A 16,889-nucleotide genomic window follows, 5' to 3' on the forward strand; every position below is an offset into this window, starting at 1 on the left:
CACAAAGGCATAAAGGCATAAGGTATAATTGGGGAGGGGGAGAGTTTTTGGGGGGGTGGAAGTGGGAGGAGGGGGATCAGGAAGTGTGGCGGTGGAAGAGCGAGGCGATAGCGAAGGCGGCGACGGCTTCTTCGTGGCCGATGGGGCCCAGGCCTTCGTTCGTTTTGGCTTTGATCGCTATGTTTTTCTCTTCAGTTCCCAGGATTTCAGCCAGAACCGTTTTCATTGCAGGGATGTGCGGTTGCAGTTTTGGCTTTTCCAGGACAATGGTCGCATCAAGGTTGACCAGCTGATAGCCTTGTTCACGGACAAGTTCCAGGGTACGCCTGAGAAGGATTTTACTGTCGATCCCTTTGAATTCAGGGGCTGTGTCAGGAAAATGGTAACCAATGTCGCGCAGGCCGGCAGCTCCCAGGAGAGCATCGCAGATGGCATGGATCAGCACATCAGCGTCGGAATGACCTTCACTGCCTTTCGGATGGGGAATCAACGTGCCGCCCAGGATCAGTGCACGACCCCCGGTAAGCCGGTGTATGTCATAGCCAAAACCTGTGCGGTAATCACTCGGTGATGAATTCTTCATCCGTTTTTCTGGAAAAAGCATCAAAGTCGAACGAAAGCGTGAAGCGAAGTGTGTTTTCCAGTGGATTTTTCTGGTCAGTGGGAATCAGATAGGAGAAATCCAGGCCAAAGACGTTGTACCGTAAACCGGCACCCAGGGTAAAGAATTTCCTGTTGCCTTTGGTTTTATCTTCATAAAAGAACCCTGCACGGATGGCAAATTGTTGATCGTACCAGTATTCGGTGCCCAGACAGAAGCTGAATTCCCTGATTTCTTCCTCAAATCCGCCTGGTGCATCATAGAACGAGTGAACGATGCCTGTAACCACACCAACTTCCGGGTCCATTCCTGCAATGATGGTCGTACCATCCACCGAATCATAGATAGGAGGCGTAGGTACCAGAAGCTTATTTACGTCAACCATGAAGGTAAACCGGTTATATTCATTGAAATCCATCGTCAATGACGGGCCGAACCGGAGGTTGGTCGGAATGAAATCCTTTTCCGTATTGCTTTCACTGTAGGAGATCTTTGCACCGATGTTGGAAATGTTGAATCCAAGGTTGATCCAGGATTTATCCAGGTTTTTCAGGTTGATTTCTTTTTTGTAATAGAATGCTACATCGGTGGCAACAGAATGACCGGCGTGGGTGGAGGCCCCTGCAACCGGTATCCCCTGGGTCAGGTTGGAATAGATGTACCGGGCTGATACGGCACCCGACCAGGTTGGACCCAGCTTACGGGCATAGGTGGCATCAATGCTGAATTCGTTGGGTTTGTAGTTGCCGATCACTTCCCCGACGATATCCGTAAAGGTGATATCACCCAGTGAAAAATACAGCAGGGTGGCTCCAATGGTCTGTTTGTCGTCGATGCGTTTGTAGCCGGCCAGGTATGCCAGGTTGATATCACTCACCAGCGCTCTCAGCCAGGGACTGTAAGAAATGGCGAATCCCATGTCTTTTTCAATGAAAGCATATTTGGCCGGATTAAAATGCATGGACGACGCATCCGGGGTACTGGTCACGCCCGCATCACCCATGCCACCCGAACGTGCGTCAGGTGCTATCAATAAAAAGGGAACAGCAGTGGTTATGGTATTTAATTCCTGACCGGTATATATATACTCCTGAGCTCCCGCCCAAAAAGGGAGAATAAGGAATCCTGCCATACCGATCAAACTGATTTTCAGTCTAGTGTGCTGCATAAAGTGATTAGAATTTTGCGACGGCAAAGATATAAATTAATTCGTTTCAAACGTTATAATTATCGCGGTTATTGCTCAGTCGAGAACAATAAGTTTTCCGGATAACCGGTTCAAGGAGCTTTTATTGTTGTCAATGACCAGGTAATAGATGTACACACCGGGTTTCACTCTTGACCCGCTGCCGGTTCTACCATCCCAGAGGAGTGTGGATGCCTTGTATTCGTCGGTCGTGATCTGCATGGGGCCGATCTTGCTGATCAGGCTGCCATCGACGGCATAGATCCAGACCTCTGCATTCAGGATTTCGTTGAACTGGTTGTGAACAAAGGAAAAATAAGTGACGTCCCTGAAGGGGTTGGGATAGTTGATCACCTGTTGTACCTGCAGGTCAATGCTGTCCGATACATAAAAATCAATGCTGACCGTTGACGAATTATTCTGCAGGTCCCACGCTTTAAGTGAAAGCACGTGATAACCTTTTCCCAGGCCCGGTAGTACATAGGTAATGTTCCCCTGCTGATAGGAGTCCTTCTCAAACTTAAAATGTTCATTCAGCAGGATAATCTCTTCAGACGCATTGTCCAGAACAGCGGTCAAGTCGTGGCCTATTCCGTTACCCAGTACGTTGATCCCACTCTGGTCGTAAAGATCAGCGATCAGGACCGGCTGGGAACCAACATAATCTCCCGGGGCGAACACGGGATCATTCAGGAAAAGCCGGATGTCGGGACCCTGGGTATCCACAGTGCTTGTGTTGTCTGATCCGCCGATGATAAAATCTTCATAATAACCGCTGGCATCCACAATGCTGTCCATGGCGTAATAACTGATCCTGCCCGTGCCAAAGTTCATCGTGATGTCCTTGGGTACCATAAAAGTGAAGGTAAAAGCTCCTTCATTGACTGTGACATTTCCCCTGAAGAGCTCATCCAGCTGAATTGAAAATCCTGTGGGCCTGCTTCGCGGATCGTTCACCAGGGTATGGATCTCCGATGGCTTGTCGTAGACCACGGGAAAAAGATCGCCCTTGAAATCCGAAACAAGGTTGCCTGCCTCGTCACGGATATCACCGCTGACCGTAACTGTGGACAATGCCCGGATGGTATCTGCCTTAAGGGGAGCACCGATCAGGGATGTATTGATCTGGTTTGTCCTGACGTGATACCGGGGATAAGCAAGCTGAAGTGCGGGATCACCCAGCAGCACGATATTGCGGACGTTATTATTTTCGGGAAAGCTTTTTGATAACCTGATCAGATCACCAATCCTTGGGTATTTTCCATCAATCTTTTCAAAGACATACTGGTAGAAACGGGTGTTCAGGATAAAATTCGACTGGGCAAATGCCAGGCGCGTGGTGGTGATCAGGGCGATGGCCCCTCCGTTATTGTTAAGGAATACCAGCTCTCCGGCTGCTGTTCGTTCAAAATCATCGAACCGGCTGAACTCACAGGTGGCAGTTAAGAACAAGGGCAGCCGGTCAATGTTGGTCCAGCTGTTAATATCTGAAGTTTCCAATACCCGTTCGGCTGCCCAGCCGGTTTCCCCTCCGTGACCGGTGTAATTGATGATAAGTGCACCTTCTTCAATCCGCTTGTTCAACGCCTCGGTCGCACCCGGGTAGCGCGGACCGCTGGGTGAAGCGATCTGAGGAAAGGCATCAAAATAGATTTTGTCGATATTGTACTGATTATAGGCACTATCCACAAATGAGGCCAGTTCCTCGGCCTGGTTGATGTGCATGTTGATGTCTTCATCATCCGCCAGAAAACAGATGAAATTACGCCAGTCGCCAAGAACCTGCTCTTTATGGTTGAGGTAAAATTCGATCTTGTGCAGAATATGATCCGCTTCTTCCCTGGTACTGATGGGGAACCTTCCGATGCCGATGTCAAGTATTCCGTGGGCATCACTGCCTTCTTCCTCATCCAGGAGCCCGTAGTAGTCATCCGTTACGAAGGATGAAGTCATGATGAGCGATTCGGCAGATTGAAACGTCGGGATGAGGTCCGATCCTTTTGCTATGCGCTCCTTGGGATCAAAAGAGCCGTCCCCGAAAAGCAAAAGATAACGCGGCCTGCTGTTTTCCGGAGCATTCAGGTAAAGCATGCGTACAAAATCGCGCAGGGCGGTGATGTCTTTGGCGCCTGAAGCGTATTCATTGTAGATCAGTCCGGGAGTGACGATCAGGGAAGAGAACTGATCCCGGCCTTGATGGATGGCAGCCAGCTGATGAGCATGATCCAGCAAAAGAGGAGGGCAGATCATGATGATGTCAGCGGCTTGTAAACCGTGAAGATTCTGGTTTTCGATTTTTTGTACAGAAGACGGTTTTAAATAGTCAGAACCGTTAAAGGCAATGAATTGCCTGAGGGAATCGACTGGCAACCGGAACCGGAGCTGGTTTTCTGCGGATGTTGTCTGTACCTGGCCAATGTTCCTGGGATCGGTTACATCCCAGACCCTGATATCCGGACCGGCCCCGGCCAGTGTGAATTCTGCCACGCGGTTTCTTCCGACAGCAGTGGCATTTCGGAAGGGGAGCTGCTTACCCCTGTAGGTCAAATCCTGAACAACATTGATCTCAATAAAGTTGAGCCAGCCAAAGGATGTTGTGGTGGGAGCCCTGTACACCACTCTGAGATCAAAAAGGCCACTGCCGGCATTGAACGAGCCATTATCCACGCTTTTCCGCGCATAAACCGTAGTGGAGGTCGCCTGAATGCCGGTCACTGTCGCTTTTGAGACAATTTCATCGCCATTGTAGACCAGAAAGTCAGAATTGACAGTTGACTTGGCTGCGACCAGCATTTTAATGCCGACCGGCATTTTGGGATTGAAATCCGGAAAAGCGAAGGTAAATGCCTGTACGGAGTCCTGCATGTCGAATTTTTTGCCATACCAGTCTTTCCCTGATTTGATCAGGTTGGTCAGATCCTCCTCAAATACAGCATAATTATGGAAAGTCGTGACCGTGTCTGTTGGTATCGAATCGGTCGGCAGAATATGACTGATCCGTTTGCCTGGACCCAGATCAGGGTTCAGAAAATAATAAGTGGTATCCGTATACAGGTTCGTGGAATGTTCAAAGGTCATCCTGAAAGGATTGTATTTCCAGGTGACCTGTGACTCTCCATAAAATAGCAGATTATCCCCGGGATCGAGTGATCCGTCTTCTCCCCCGGTAACCAGAACAGCATTCTCCAGCAGGTCATCGTATCTGGGCATTGCATTTGGCTCAGGCAACATTCCCGGTCCGTTGCCGTAAATCCTGATGTTCCTGGGATCGATCAAAGCAGGATCCAAACCGTAAGCCACAAGGTCGTCATACGAAACCTGATGGATCCCTGAGGAAGTGACGCCCAGTTTGAACCAGGTACCGCTGCTTAAAATGGAGTTTTGCCGAAATGCCGGAACAGACCTTTGAGCTGGCGCTGCAGTTCGGATTTCACCGTATTTAAGGTCAATGGAAAAGGACTTCAAACGATGATAGACTTCCGTACCCGGAAGTTTCACGAAAGGCAGGATCGTCAGTGCTGCATGGGGTTGATGGTCAAGGGTTATGATCCTGCTTTTGATCTGCCATTCCCCGGAAATGGTTTCAAAACCTTCAATCTGCTTTATCTCGGAGGGATCCGCCGGTTCAGTTAAAACATCCTTTATCTGAACATAAACTGTATCATACCAGTGACTCAGGGGAATGATTCCGGAAAAAAGCGGAAGATGACCATGAAGGGAAGGCTCCATCACTGCTCCTTCAAAGTCAACCGTTTTATAGGATAAATTATTGCCGACCGGATATTCGTGAAATCCTGTCCATACAATCTGCCATCGTGTTCCTGATTCCCTGACCACAAAACCTGACGTAATCAGGATCAGGAACACAAAAGCAATCCGACCGAGGTATCTCTTAGCCATACTGTCCATGATTCATTTTCATACAATCACCGGATGATGACGAGCTTATTTGAGTTTTCCGAAGCGGCTCCGTTCTCAGCCCTGACCCTGATCCGGTAGACATACAAGCCTCCGCACAATAAAGCGCCATTCTGGTCACGGCCATCCCACTCAATGGGTTCGGGCCGGTAGCCATTCGCATCAACCACCCTGGAAATTGAACGTACCATTTGTCCGATGGTGTTGAAAATCAAAATATCGACCTCCATTTTTTCACTGTGATGGTTCAACTCATAGGTGAACCAGGTTTTGTCACTGAATGGATTGGGATAGTTCAGCGGATCTTCCAGGGTCATATTTTCTCCGTTTTTTACGACGAAATGAATGATCGCTTCTGATGAATTATTGAAAGCATCCCAAACCTTCAGTCTGATCTGATGTTTGCCTTCCGGCAGGTTGAAATAAGGATAGGTGATCACCCCGCTTTGATACGTGTTCAGGTCAGCCCGGTAATAATCATTGAGCACTTTCAGTTCATCGTTGTTTTCGTCCATTACAGCAATAATATCGTGTCCGATGCCATTTCCGACGGTGTTGATGCCACTTTCATCCGTTACCAGGGCAAGCAGGACGGGATTTTCGTCGGTGATGCCACCGTCCCTGAAGTAGACATTATTCATGAACAGGTTGATCGTGGGTCCGGTCAGATCATCCGTTGCCTGGTCATCAAATCCACCGATGATCAGGTTGTTGTAATGGCCGTTGGCATCAACGGTCCCATCTTCGGCATAAAAGCTGATCTTTCCAAAATCGTACCTGTAGGCAATATCCTTTGGCACAATGAATGTCAGGCTGAACTCACCGTTCATCACTTCAGACTTTCCTTTGTAAAGGATGCTTTTTTGGATCGCATAGCCATAGGGGTTGCCACCGTCATTGGCAAGTGTCTGGACGGTTTGGGATTTGTCAAACACCGTTGTGTTGAGTGTCCCATTGAATCCGGTTGCGATTTTTCCGGAAGTTTCCCTGACTTCTCCAGTAACCGTAACGGAGGATAACGCGTGGATGGTATCAGGCTGGCTGCCTGTGGGAACCGAGTTTATGGCTGTTGCAACGATCGTGTATTCAGGGTAGGCGAGGCGCTGAGCTGGATCGCCCAGCAGTACGAATTTTCTGCCATTGTTGTCGGAACCACTCTGACGCTTGGAATAAAGAATGATATCTCCCATGGTTGGGAACCGGCCTTGTATTTTCTGGAAAGCGTAAACATAGAAACTTTTGTTCAGTGTATAATTAGGACTTCCAAAGGTGGCCCTTGTCGTTGTAAATAAGGCCAGTCCCCCTCCGCCAGGATTCAGGAATACCCATTCCCCGGCCGATGTCCGGCCAGGGTCATCAAACCGGCTGAATTCACAGGTAGCTGTCACAAATACCGGCATGCGGTCATAGTTTGTCCAGCTGTTGATGTCTGCCAACTCCAGCACCCTTTCGTGAGCCCATCCCACTTCACCGCCGTGACCTGTATAATTGACGATGAGGGCTCCCTTTCCCACCTGGTCATTGATGGCTTGATTTACATCGGGATAGCGCTGTCCGCCCGGAGTCGAAGCCTGGACATAGGAGTCAAGATAGATCTTGGTCACGTTAAGCACAGGATAGGTTGTGTCCAGATAATCAGCCAGGTTGTCTGCATCGTCAATGTGGATATTGCTGTCCTCATCATCGGCGACAAAACAGACGACATTTCTCCAATCGCCCATGACTTTTGATGAAGAAGCTGCATAATGGATGATTTTGTCAACGGCCACATTCGCTTCATTGAGGGTGGCAACGGGTAACCTCCCGACTCCGATGTCGAGCATGTCGTTCTCACCCGTGCCTTCTCCATCGTCGAGGCATCCGAAGTAATCATCGGTAACATACGAAATGACCGGACTGAAGGATTCAACCGACTGATAGGTGGGGATCAGGTTGGTGTTACCGCTTAAACGGTCTTTGTTGTCATAGGAACCGTCGCCGAACAGGAGAAGATACTTTGGCCCGTTCCCTTCTCCTGCCCGGTCGTAGATCATCTTGACGAAGTCACGGATTGCCGTGATGTCCTGCATCCCGGATGAAAACTCGTTATAGACCCTGGCGAGGGGCACAACGACTGCACTGAGGCCGTTATGGTCCCTGTGGAACTGTGCCAGGCGCCCGGCAGGTTCCAGGAATACTTCCGGGGCAATGATGATGTAATCATACGTTCCGGTGGAATGAAGGTCTTGATTGTCAACTTTTTGTATAAAGGAAACCGCGGGAAAAACGTTACCTGAAAAAGCGACGAATTCCCTGATTGAATCCGTGCGGAGCCTGAAGACAAGATCGCTGCCGCTCATCTTGGGCTGGACCGCTCTTACATCAGCCCGGTTGGTGACATCCCAGACCGTAACCGCAGCAGAAGCATTGGAGAGCGTAAATTCAGCTATTTTACCCGGTCCGGAGGAACGCGCATCCCTGAACAACAGCTGATCACCGGTGAACTGGAGCATCCTTCTTGCATTCACTTCCAGGTAATTCAACCAGCCAACCGATGCAGCCGTCGTTTTGGTGTATTTCAATGTGATGTTGACCTGAGGCATCGAGGGCAGGAATTCCATGGTCGTTACCGCTCCCCTTGCATAGAGGCTATTGTAGGAAGACAGGACAGGGGATATCGAAACGACCCGGACCTCATCGGCGGCCTGAACGCGAAAAGAGCTGCTGACCGTTGATCTGGCTACAAGGCTTGTCTTGATTTTTACAGGTGTGCTTTTATCGATGTTGGCAAACTCAAACAAAAACGGATACTCCGTGACCACATCGAAGACCTCTCCAAGCCATTCCCGTCCTGATTTGATCAGGTTAACGTTATCAACCTCGTGGGACGCATAGTCATTGAAGGAATTGACCTGGTCGGTCGCCGGCTCCGTAGTGCTTTCGACAGGTGAGATCCTTTTTCCCGGGCCTAAATCACAGGTAATGAAATAATAGCTTTCATCGGCGTACAGGTGATTGGTATGCTCGAAATTTTCACTGTAATAATTGTATTTCCAGGTCACCGGCCCTTCACCGTAAAAGAGTATGTAGTCCTGAGGATCGAACCGGCCATCTTCTTCGCCGGAAACATAGATGCTGTTTTCAAGCATATCATCGTACCTTGAGTCCCCGCTGTTTTCGGGCAGCATTCGTCCACCATATCCGAATAAGCGTACATTTCGGGGATCGATCGAAGACACCGGAATCCCCATTTCCGACAACTGCTGGGAGGTGATCCTGTACATCCCTGTTTCTTTAATGGCAATCTTGTACCAGGCACCATCGGCCATCAGGGATGAAGGACTGTAGACCCGGCGGTTTGCTTGCCGGACAGGAGCTGACAAAGGATTTGTAGTGATTTCAATCTCGAAGGATACCAGCTTTTCGAAGCCACCCAGCAAAGGATCCTTCCTGATGGGTACAAATGAAAAGGAAAGGCAGGGCTTTTTCTTCTCATAGGCTATCCGGGATGTAACGGTGATCGCATCGCCAATGTTTTCCAGGTCGGGTATCCGTTCCTGACTGAGTTCGTCGAAACGGTCGAAGATCATTTTGGTGAGCCTGACTTCCGGATTTTGCCATAAGGGATCCCAGTCTAACCGTTCAGAATATACAGGCAATTGTCCATTTTCGGCCTGATAGATGGCTCCTTCAAATCCGATGAAGTAAATGGAATCAGTTGCAGTGTAGTCAATTCTGCCAATTCTGAATCCCTCCAGCCTACGGGAAAGGGTCTGAGCCGTTCCCGTGCTGCAGAGCAAGCCGAGTGAGAAAAAAATGATGAAAAGTTTAGTTTTCATCCCTGTAGTCTTAATATGCAAATATCGGATTAAATCTGAACATGAATCCATAATAGATGCCTGAGAGAGGATAAACGTTGCCTCTTAATCTTCAAAGCGCAGATTTTAAAAGGATATTGCCTGTTGAAATAACATTTTTATGAACAAAAAGTTTGCATCACGTACGGAAATGTTTTGAAAGGTGGGACGTGTACAATAAAATGCCCTGGTGTAAGTTTAATTATAGTCAATATCCTGAGGAATCAATCAAAAAATATTTGTAATATTGTACCCGTTTTAGAAAAAGTAGGAATGCCAGGGAAATTGTTCGTGTTTATCCTCTTGACTACCTGCATGCTGTCCCTTTCTGTTTCCGGACAGGATCCAGCATTTTCCCAGTTTTATGCAAGTCCAATGTATTTAAATCCGGCCATGGCCGGATCGACGTATTGTGGGCGGTTGACGTTGAATTACCGCAATCAGTGGCCGGCCATTCCAAAGGGGTATGTGACCTATCACGTTGCCTATGATCAGTTTCTTGAAAAGATCCAGAGCGGATATGGCGTCATGTTCACCGCTGACCGCCAGGGGGACGGAGCGATATCTGCCTTGATGGCCAGTGGCTTATATTCCTTCAAGCTGCAGGCATCTGAGGATCTTCGGATTGATTTCGGCGCCCAGGTTACGTATCAGCAGATGAAGGTGGACATTGACAAGCTGGTCTTCGGAGGTGCCATCAATCCAAATGATGGATCGGTCAATCCCGGTTATAGTGATCCCAGTTTTTATGAATCAAAATCAGTGGGTTTCGTGGATTTTTCAGCCGGAGTCTATGCGGGGTACAGGGATATCGTTTATGGAGGCCTTGCTGTACATCACCTGGCAGAACCTGAAAACGGATTCAATCAGCCCTCTGACAGCAAGCTTTACAGGAAGTTCACAGCCCACGCCGGTACCGAGTTCAATCTCTCCAACGGAAGGTTTGGGGAGGTTGAAGAGGATGACATAGCGCTTTCTCCCAACGTTCTTTACATGCAGCAGGGAGAATTTCATCAGTTAAACGCTGGATTGTATGCCAGCATCAGCCCATTCGTAGCGGGTTTATGGTTCAGGCATAATTTTGAGAATCCTGATGCGGTGATCATTCTGCTGGGTTTCAGACAACCTTCGTACCAGATCGGGTATAGCTTCGACTATACACTATCCAAGATCGGTATCAGTTCGGGTGGATCCCATGAAGTTTCTTTCCGTTGGGAATTCTGCATTTACAAGGAGGATTACAAAAAAAGAAGGATCAAGGCAATAGAATCACCTAATTTTTAGTTATAAAGAAGTTCAAATAAAGTTCAATAAAATGATCAGGCAACATTATTTTTTAAGTACTATATGCGCAGCCGCTCTTCTGATTACTTTTTCCGGGTGTGGCTCGAAAAAGGAAGTATCCAACACCACAGGTTGGACATACAATGATCCCAAGTGGGGTGGATTTGAGGTAACTGAGGAGATCCAACAGATTACCGGACCAGGCTTGGTCTACATCGAGGGAGGTAGTTTCGTTATGGGGTCCACACAGCAGGATGTGTTGTTTGACTGGGACAATGTTCCCAGAAGGGTTACCATCAATTCATTTTACATGGACGAAACGGAAGTGGCCAATGTGGATTATCTGGAATACCTTTACTGGCTGGGAAGGGTTTTTGGCGCCGATTATCCTGAGGTGCTGAGAAAAGCGCTGCCGGATACTCTTGTCTGGCGTGACCGCATGGCTTTCAACGAACCATTTGTCACCACCTATCTGCGCCACCCATCGTATGCCAATTATCCTGTTGTCGGTGTCAGCTGGGTCCAGGCGAATGACTATTGTGTCTGGAGAACCGATCGTGTCAATGAAATGTTGCTCATCAAAAAAGGCATCCTGCAACCGGATCCTGATCAGAGGAATGAGAATAACTTCAATACGGAGGCTTATCTGGCAGGGCAATACCAGGGGCTTGTCAATAAAAACCTGCCTGACCTCAGCCCCAATGGGAATCCCGATGGCCGGTCGGTACGCTTTGAAGACGGAATCCTGCTTCCTGAATACAGGCTTCCCACAGAGGCAGAATGGGAGTATGCAGCTTACGGACTGATTGGCAATACGATGAATGAACGCATTGTTGAACGGAAAGCCTATCCCTGGAACGGCAATTATGTCAGAACCGACGAAAAGAAATATTATGGTAATTTCATTGCCAACTTCAAAAGGGGAAGAGGTGATTACATGGGTGTGGCAGGCAGCCTGAACGATGGTGCGCTTATCCCGACTGATGTCATTTCTTACTGGCCAAACGATTATGGACTCTACAATATGTCAGGGAATGTGGCCGAATGGGTTCTCGACGTCTACCGGCCCCTTACCTTCCAGGATGTTGCCGACCTGCAGCCTTTCAGGGGCAACGTTTTCACCGTGAAGCAAACCGATGAGGATGGCTTCCTGGCACCCAAGGATAGTCTTGGCAGGCTTAAATACAGGGAGATCACACCCGAAGAAGCCGCCGGAAGGAAAAACTACCGGAAAGCAGACAATATCAATTACAAAGATGGCGATTTTTCTTCCACCATAGCCTCGGACTGGACATCCGAGCCAGCTGAAACCAATACAACCCAGCTTATGTACGATTACGGCAATACATCCCTGATCAGTGATAAGTCAAGGGTTTACAAAGGAGGTTCGTGGAGGGATCCCGCCTATTACCTCAGCCCCTCCGTAAGGCGTTACCTTGATCAGGATCAGTCAGCCAACAACATCGGATTCCGATGTGCCATGACCAAGATGGGATCATCGTTCAGGGAAAATTAAGGAAGCAATGGAATAGGAATGATTGCACCCCATCCTGATCATTCCGGATGGGGTGTTGTTTTTCTGCTATGCGTGTTCAGGATATCTATACGGTTTTTATTAAGCATCCTTTCATTTGTACCGACAGCCGAAAGAGTGTGAAAGGTGCCGTATTTTTTGCGCTAAGAGGACCTTCTTTTGACGGCAATGCTTTTGCCCGTGAGGCTTTGGATCGAGGCTGTGCCTTTGCGGTGGTTGACGATCCGACTGTAGTCCAAAATGACCGTTTCATTCTGGTAAAGGACTCCCTGGCAGCCCTGCAGGAACTTGCCGGTTTTCACCGTTCTCATTTTCAGATCCCTGTACTGGCCATTACAGGCACAAATGGCAAAACAACCACCAAGGAACTGTGCCATGCAGTCCTGTCGAAAAAGTTCAATCTGGTAGCCACACCTGGTAATTTGAATAACCATATCGGTGTACCCCTTACCGTTCTCTCCATTGCAGAACACACCGAGATGGCGGTTGTTGAGATGGGAGCCAATCATCCCGGAGAGATCAGCACCCTTTGCCGGATTGCACGGCCTGAGCTGGGCATCATTACCAATATCGGCCGTGCACACCTGGAAGGCTTTGGCGGCTTTGAGGGCGTTGTCAGAGCCAAGCGTGAATTATACGATTTTATAGGAGAGAATGGCGGCACTTTGTTTGTCAATGCGGACAATGAACTGTTGATGTCCCTTTCCGGATCCATCCGGCGGGTTACTTACGGTATAAGCCATCCGGCAGCCATCACAGGTCGCTGCATATCGGCCGATCCTTTTCTGACGGTCGAACTATCTGATTCAGCCCTGGAAGAGACCTGCCAGATCCGGACGCATCTGACCGGCAGGTATAACCTGGAAAACATCCTGGCTGCCTTTACAGCCGGAAGGCTTTTCAATGTCGATACCGCCAGGATCATCCAGGCCATCGAACAGTATCACCCGGGCAACATGCGTTCACAGCTGATCGATACACCGCATAACCGTGTCATCCTTGACGCCTATAACGCCAATCCTTCCAGCATGGAGGCTGCCCTGACCAATTTTGCCAGCCTGCCCGGTCCGGAAAAATGGGTAGTCCTCGGAGATATGCTTGAACTGGGACCTGAGAGTCTGTCGGAACACCACCATATCATTGATCTCATCCTCAGGCTGAACCTGCAAAAAGGAATTCTTATCGGGGAGCACTTCGCATCGGTATCCGTTCCGCCCGGCTTCCGCGTTTTCAATAGCCATTCGGAAGCACGCTCCTATCTTGAAAAACATCCCGTAAGAAACAGGTTGGTTCTGCTCAAGGGATCACGGGCCATGGGTCTGGAAACACTGATCGGTCTTTTTTAGCGATGAATCACTACACAGCCATAGGAATGATGTCGGGCACCTCACTGGATGGGGTGGATGTCGCATTGTGCCGGTTTATTGAAAATGACGGCCAATGGTCGTTTGAGATACTGGATGCTCTGACGTATTCTTATCCGGAGGAATGGGTGAACCCCCTGAAAGGAGCTCACGAGTTCGATGCTTTATCCCTGAGCCTGTTGCATACTTCGTACGGTCATTACCTGGGTTCGCTCGTGAAGGATTTCATCAACAGGACGCAAGCCGAACCCGTACTGATCGCATCCCACGGGCATACGATTTTTCATCAGCCTGAAAAGAAGATGACCCTGCAGATTGGAAGTGGTGCAGCACTTGCAGCTGAAACCGGAATACCGGTGGTGTGTGATTTCCGAACCACCGATGTTGCAAAAGGAGGCCAGGGTGCCCCCCTGGTCCCTGCCGGTGATCAGCTTTTGTTTGGCTCATATTTCTATTGCCTGAATCTTGGCGGATTTGCCAACATCAGTTTTCGGAAAGATGGCAGAAGGATGGCAGGGGATATCGTTGCAGTGAACTTTGTGTTGAACGCACTTGCTTCAAAGCTGGGATACCCCTACGATCCGGGTGGTACCCTGGCACGGTCGGGCAACCTGAATGAACAACTGCTTGATGCGCTGAACAGGCTGGGATTTTATGACCTGGCATTTCCTAAATCGCTTGGAAGAGAGTGGGTTTCGATGAATATCAGCCCTCTGGTCGATCACTGTGATCTTCCAATCGCGGATCTGATGCGCACCTATACCGAACATGCCTCCGTTCAAATCTCCGGGATCCTGGATCAGGATGTCAGTCACAGGATCATCGCCACCGGCGGCGGAGTCTACAATACCTTCCTCCTTGATCTTATCCGGTCCCGGACAGTCAACCCCATTGTCATTCCCGATGACCGGACCGTTCAGTACAAGGAGGCGCTTATTTTTGCCTTTCTGGGGATTCTGCGGCTGCGTGAAGAAAAAAACTGCCTGAGTTCGGTCACGGGTGCCGGGGAAGATTCCTGCGGAGGAGCCGTTTATTTACCATAAATTCCAAATCCAATAAAGGGATGATCATACTTTTTCAGGCAAAACGGAGTTAGTATTAACATCCGACTGTTAAAAAATGAACATTCGGCTGATTTGAAAGGTCATGATTCACAGTACCTTTGACTTCATAAAACCTTAACCATATGACAGGCATCTTGTTGCAAATTGTTCAGGGAACCCGGGGCATGGAGGAAGTTGTACTCTCATCCCAGCAGAATGTGATACGGCTTTCACTCTGGGAGCTGACGCTTAAGGGCGGTTGGCTGATGTTACCGATCATCCTGTTATCCTTTATTGCCATCTATATTTTTATTGAACGATTCATCGTCATTGACCGCGCATCAAAGGATGACCGGAATTTTATGAACAACATCCGTGATTTTGTTCATAACGGACGTCTGGATTCTGCTAATGCCTTGTGCAAAAGTTACACAACCCCCATTGCCAGGATGATCGAAAAAGGTCTTGCCCGTCTGGGAAAACCCCTGAATGACATCAATGCAGCCATCGAAAATGTTGGCAAGCTGGAAGTGGCCAGGCTTGAAAAGAACATTGCCGGGCTTGCCACCATTGCCGCCGTTGCACCCATGATTGGCTTTTTGGGCACCGTTCTTGGCATGGTCAGGGCATTCTATGACATGTCGATGGCGGGAAACAACATTGACATTCAATTACTGTCGACAGGCATTTACCAGGCAATGATTACCACCGTTGCAGGATTGATTGTCGGCATCATAGCCCTGATTGGCTATAATGTGCTTGTTGCCCGGATCGAAAAACTGGTCTTCATACTGGAGGCAAGAGCCACCGAGTTCATGGATCTTTTGCATGAACCGGCGAAGCAGTAAAGTCAACAGAAACATCATTGGAAGATAATTTTCAGGCGGATGGCGATACAGATCAGAAATAAGCGCAGGGTCGAATTCAGCATGGCTTCCATGTCGGATCTGGTTTTCCTGCTGTTGATCTTTTTTATGCTCACATCGACATTGATCGCTCCCAATGCGATCAAGCTACTCCTTCCCAGCAGCGATAGCAAAACCATGGCCAAACCGGCCACCGTGACGGTTTACATTGATGAGCAGATGGCTTATTCCGTTGATGGCCGGCCTGTGGAGGAGCTGGCACTGGGCCAGGAACTCGCCGGCGCTCTGAAGGGACAGCAGGATGCCTCCGTTGTTTTACGTGCCAATAAAAGCGTAGCCGTGCAATATATTGTCAATGTCATTGATGCAGTGAACAGTGTCAACCGGTTAACCAATACAAAACACAAGGTTATTCTTGCCACACAGCCAAAAAGCCAGCATGAGTGAGAATTCGGAAAAGATCAAGGGACTTGCCGGAACCCTCGTTTACCACGCGTTGTTCCTCGTCATCATTTTATTGATGGCACTGAAAACCCCTTTGCCTCTACCCGGTGAAGAGGGAGTGGAGGTCGACCTGGGGTATTCGGATCAGGGAATGGGCTTCATACAACCGGAGGAGATCACAGCCCCGGCTCAGGTCCTGGAGCAGCCACCGCCTCCGGAGGCACAACCGGAAGAAGAGGTGCTTACCCAGGATGTGGAAGAAACCCCGGTCAGCAAGCCGAAGACCGAGACGCCCAGAGAACAGGTTAAGCCGCTACCTGATGACCGCCAGCAGGAGAAAACAGATCAGCAACCTGCAGAGCCCGAGCAGGCTGTGAACCCTGATGCACTTTATAAAGGACCATCCAAAATTTCTTCTACATCAGGAAATCAGGGGATTACCGGAGCAGAGGGTGACCAGGGCCGTCCCGATGGGGTGAAGGGTGCCGGCAATTATGATGGGATGGGTGGCTCCGGAGGGGGGGTTTCCTATAGTCTTTCAGGACGGACGGCGAAAAACCTGCCCAAACCCGATTATCAGTCAGACGAACAGGGCCGCATCGTGGTGACCATCTGGGTGGACAGGACCGGAAGGGTCACAAAAGCAGAGCCCGGGGCCAGGGGAACCACCATTGCTGACCTAACGCTGAGAAACCACGCAAAAAACGCCGCCCTCAGGGCAACTTTTTCTCCCTCGCCCGACGCACCCGAATTGCAGACAGGCACGGTCACCTACATTTTCATAAAAATGAATTAACGTTTGAATCATTCCCA

At 49.1% G+C, this 16,889-nt stretch carries 11 protein-coding genes; 7 read left to right on the forward strand and 4 right to left on the reverse strand.

All coding sequences use genetic code 11. From position 1 onward, the window contains the following. Positions 1-76 precede the first annotated feature (76 nt). From ispF to porU (PKI34_11340), 4 genes are all read right to left on the reverse strand, one after another. On the reverse strand, positions 77-583 hold the full coding sequence (gene ispF / locus PKI34_11325; GenBank protein HNS18400.1) for a 2-C-methyl-D-erythritol 2,4-cyclodiphosphate synthase: 507 nt from the start codon (positions 581-583) through the stop codon (positions 77-79). Next, positions 561-1,733 carry a type IX secretion system outer membrane channel protein PorV gene (gene porV / locus PKI34_11330; protein ID HNS18401.1) on the reverse strand — a complete coding sequence of 391 codons (1,173 nt, stop codon included), beginning with the start codon at positions 1,731-1,733 and terminating at the stop codon, positions 561-563. Before porV ends, ispF begins: the two co-directional genes overlap by 23 nt. Before the next feature lie 111 nt (positions 1,734-1,844). After that, positions 1,845-5,687, reverse strand: a complete 3,843-nt coding sequence (gene porU, locus PKI34_11335; GenBank protein HNS18402.1) for a type IX secretion system sortase PorU — start codon at positions 5,685-5,687, stop codon at positions 1,845-1,847. A gap of 26 nt (positions 5,688-5,713) precedes the next feature. Further along, positions 5,714-9,523: a type IX secretion system sortase PorU gene (porU, locus tag PKI34_11340; GenBank protein ID HNS18403.1), complete on the reverse strand. Its 3,810-nt coding sequence runs from the start codon at positions 9,521-9,523 to the stop codon at positions 5,714-5,716. Between the two features lie 291 nt (positions 9,524-9,814). Between porU (PKI34_11340) and PKI34_11345 the strand changes: the two genes are divergently transcribed. The 7 genes from PKI34_11345 (at position 9,815) to PKI34_11375 (ending at position 16,872) form a co-directional block, all read left to right on the forward strand. After that, entirely contained in the window at positions 9,815-10,825 is a 1,011-nt protein-coding gene (locus PKI34_11345) for a PorP/SprF family type IX secretion system membrane protein (GenBank protein ID HNS18404.1), read from the forward strand. Between the two features lie 31 nt (positions 10,826-10,856). Then, entirely contained in the window at positions 10,857-12,341 is a 1,485-nt protein-coding gene (locus PKI34_11350) for an SUMF1/EgtB/PvdO family nonheme iron enzyme (protein HNS18405.1), read from the forward strand. A gap of 68 nt (positions 12,342-12,409) precedes the next feature. Further along, entirely contained in the window at positions 12,410-13,705 is a 1,296-nt protein-coding gene (murF, locus tag PKI34_11355; protein ID HNS18406.1) for a UDP-N-acetylmuramoyl-tripeptide--D-alanyl-D-alanine ligase, read from the forward strand. Between the two features lie 2 nt (positions 13,706-13,707). Continuing rightward, positions 13,708-14,766, forward strand: a complete 1,059-nt coding sequence (locus PKI34_11360; protein HNS18407.1) for an anhydro-N-acetylmuramic acid kinase — start codon at positions 13,708-13,710, stop codon at positions 14,764-14,766. A 143-nt stretch (positions 14,767-14,909) separates the two neighbouring features. After that, positions 14,910-15,614 carry a MotA/TolQ/ExbB proton channel family protein gene (locus tag PKI34_11365; protein ID HNS18408.1) on the forward strand — a complete coding sequence of 235 codons (705 nt, stop codon included), beginning with the start codon at positions 14,910-14,912 and terminating at the stop codon, positions 15,612-15,614. 39 nt (positions 15,615-15,653) lie between these two features. After that, positions 15,654-16,079 (forward strand): biopolymer transporter ExbD, encoded by a 426-nt coding sequence (locus PKI34_11370; GenBank protein ID HNS18409.1) that lies wholly within the window; start codon positions 15,654-15,656, stop codon positions 16,077-16,079. Continuing rightward, positions 16,072-16,872, forward strand: a complete 801-nt coding sequence (locus tag PKI34_11375) for a hypothetical protein (GenBank protein HNS18410.1) — start codon at positions 16,072-16,074, stop codon at positions 16,870-16,872. Before PKI34_11370 ends, PKI34_11375 begins: the two co-directional genes overlap by 8 nt. Positions 16,873-16,889 lie beyond the last annotated feature (17 nt).

The sequence above is a fragment of the Bacteroidales bacterium genome (assembly GCA_035342335.1).
GTDB lineage: Bacteria > Bacteroidota > Bacteroidia > Bacteroidales > JAGONC01 > JAGONC01.

What these genes read in the sequence shown, in the direction of transcription:
- PKI34_11365 (HNS18408.1), top strand. Translation starts at nt 14,910, where the DNA reads ATGACAGGCATCTTGTTGCAAATTGTTCAGGGAACCCGGGGCATGGAG.
- PKI34_11350 (HNS18405.1), top strand. Translation starts at nt 10,857, where the DNA reads ATGATCAGGCAACATTATTTTTTAAGTACTATATGCGCAGCCGCTCTT.
- porU (HNS18402.1), bottom strand. Translation starts at nt 5,687, where the DNA reads ATGGCTAAGAGATACCTCGGTCGGATTGCTTTTGTGTTCCTGATCCTG.
- PKI34_11370 (HNS18409.1), top strand. Translation starts at nt 15,654, where the DNA reads ATGGCGATACAGATCAGAAATAAGCGCAGGGTCGAATTCAGCATGGCT.
- ispF (HNS18400.1), bottom strand. Translation starts at nt 583, where the DNA reads ATGAAGAATTCATCACCGAGTGATTACCGCACAGGTTTTGGCTATGAC.
- murF (HNS18406.1), top strand. Translation starts at nt 12,410, where the DNA reads ATGCGTGTTCAGGATATCTATACGGTTTTTATTAAGCATCCTTTCATT.
- PKI34_11345 (HNS18404.1), top strand. Translation starts at nt 9,815, where the DNA reads ATGCCAGGGAAATTGTTCGTGTTTATCCTCTTGACTACCTGCATGCTG.
- porU (HNS18403.1), bottom strand. Translation starts at nt 9,523, where the DNA reads ATGAAAACTAAACTTTTCATCATTTTTTTCTCACTCGGCTTGCTCTGC.
- porV (HNS18401.1), bottom strand. Translation starts at nt 1,733, where the DNA reads ATGGCAGGATTCCTTATTCTCCCTTTTTGGGCGGGAGCTCAGGAGTAT.
- PKI34_11360 (HNS18407.1), top strand. Translation starts at nt 13,708, where the DNA reads ATGAATCACTACACAGCCATAGGAATGATGTCGGGCACCTCACTGGAT.
- PKI34_11375 (HNS18410.1), top strand. Translation starts at nt 16,072, where the DNA reads ATGAGTGAGAATTCGGAAAAGATCAAGGGACTTGCCGGAACCCTCGTT.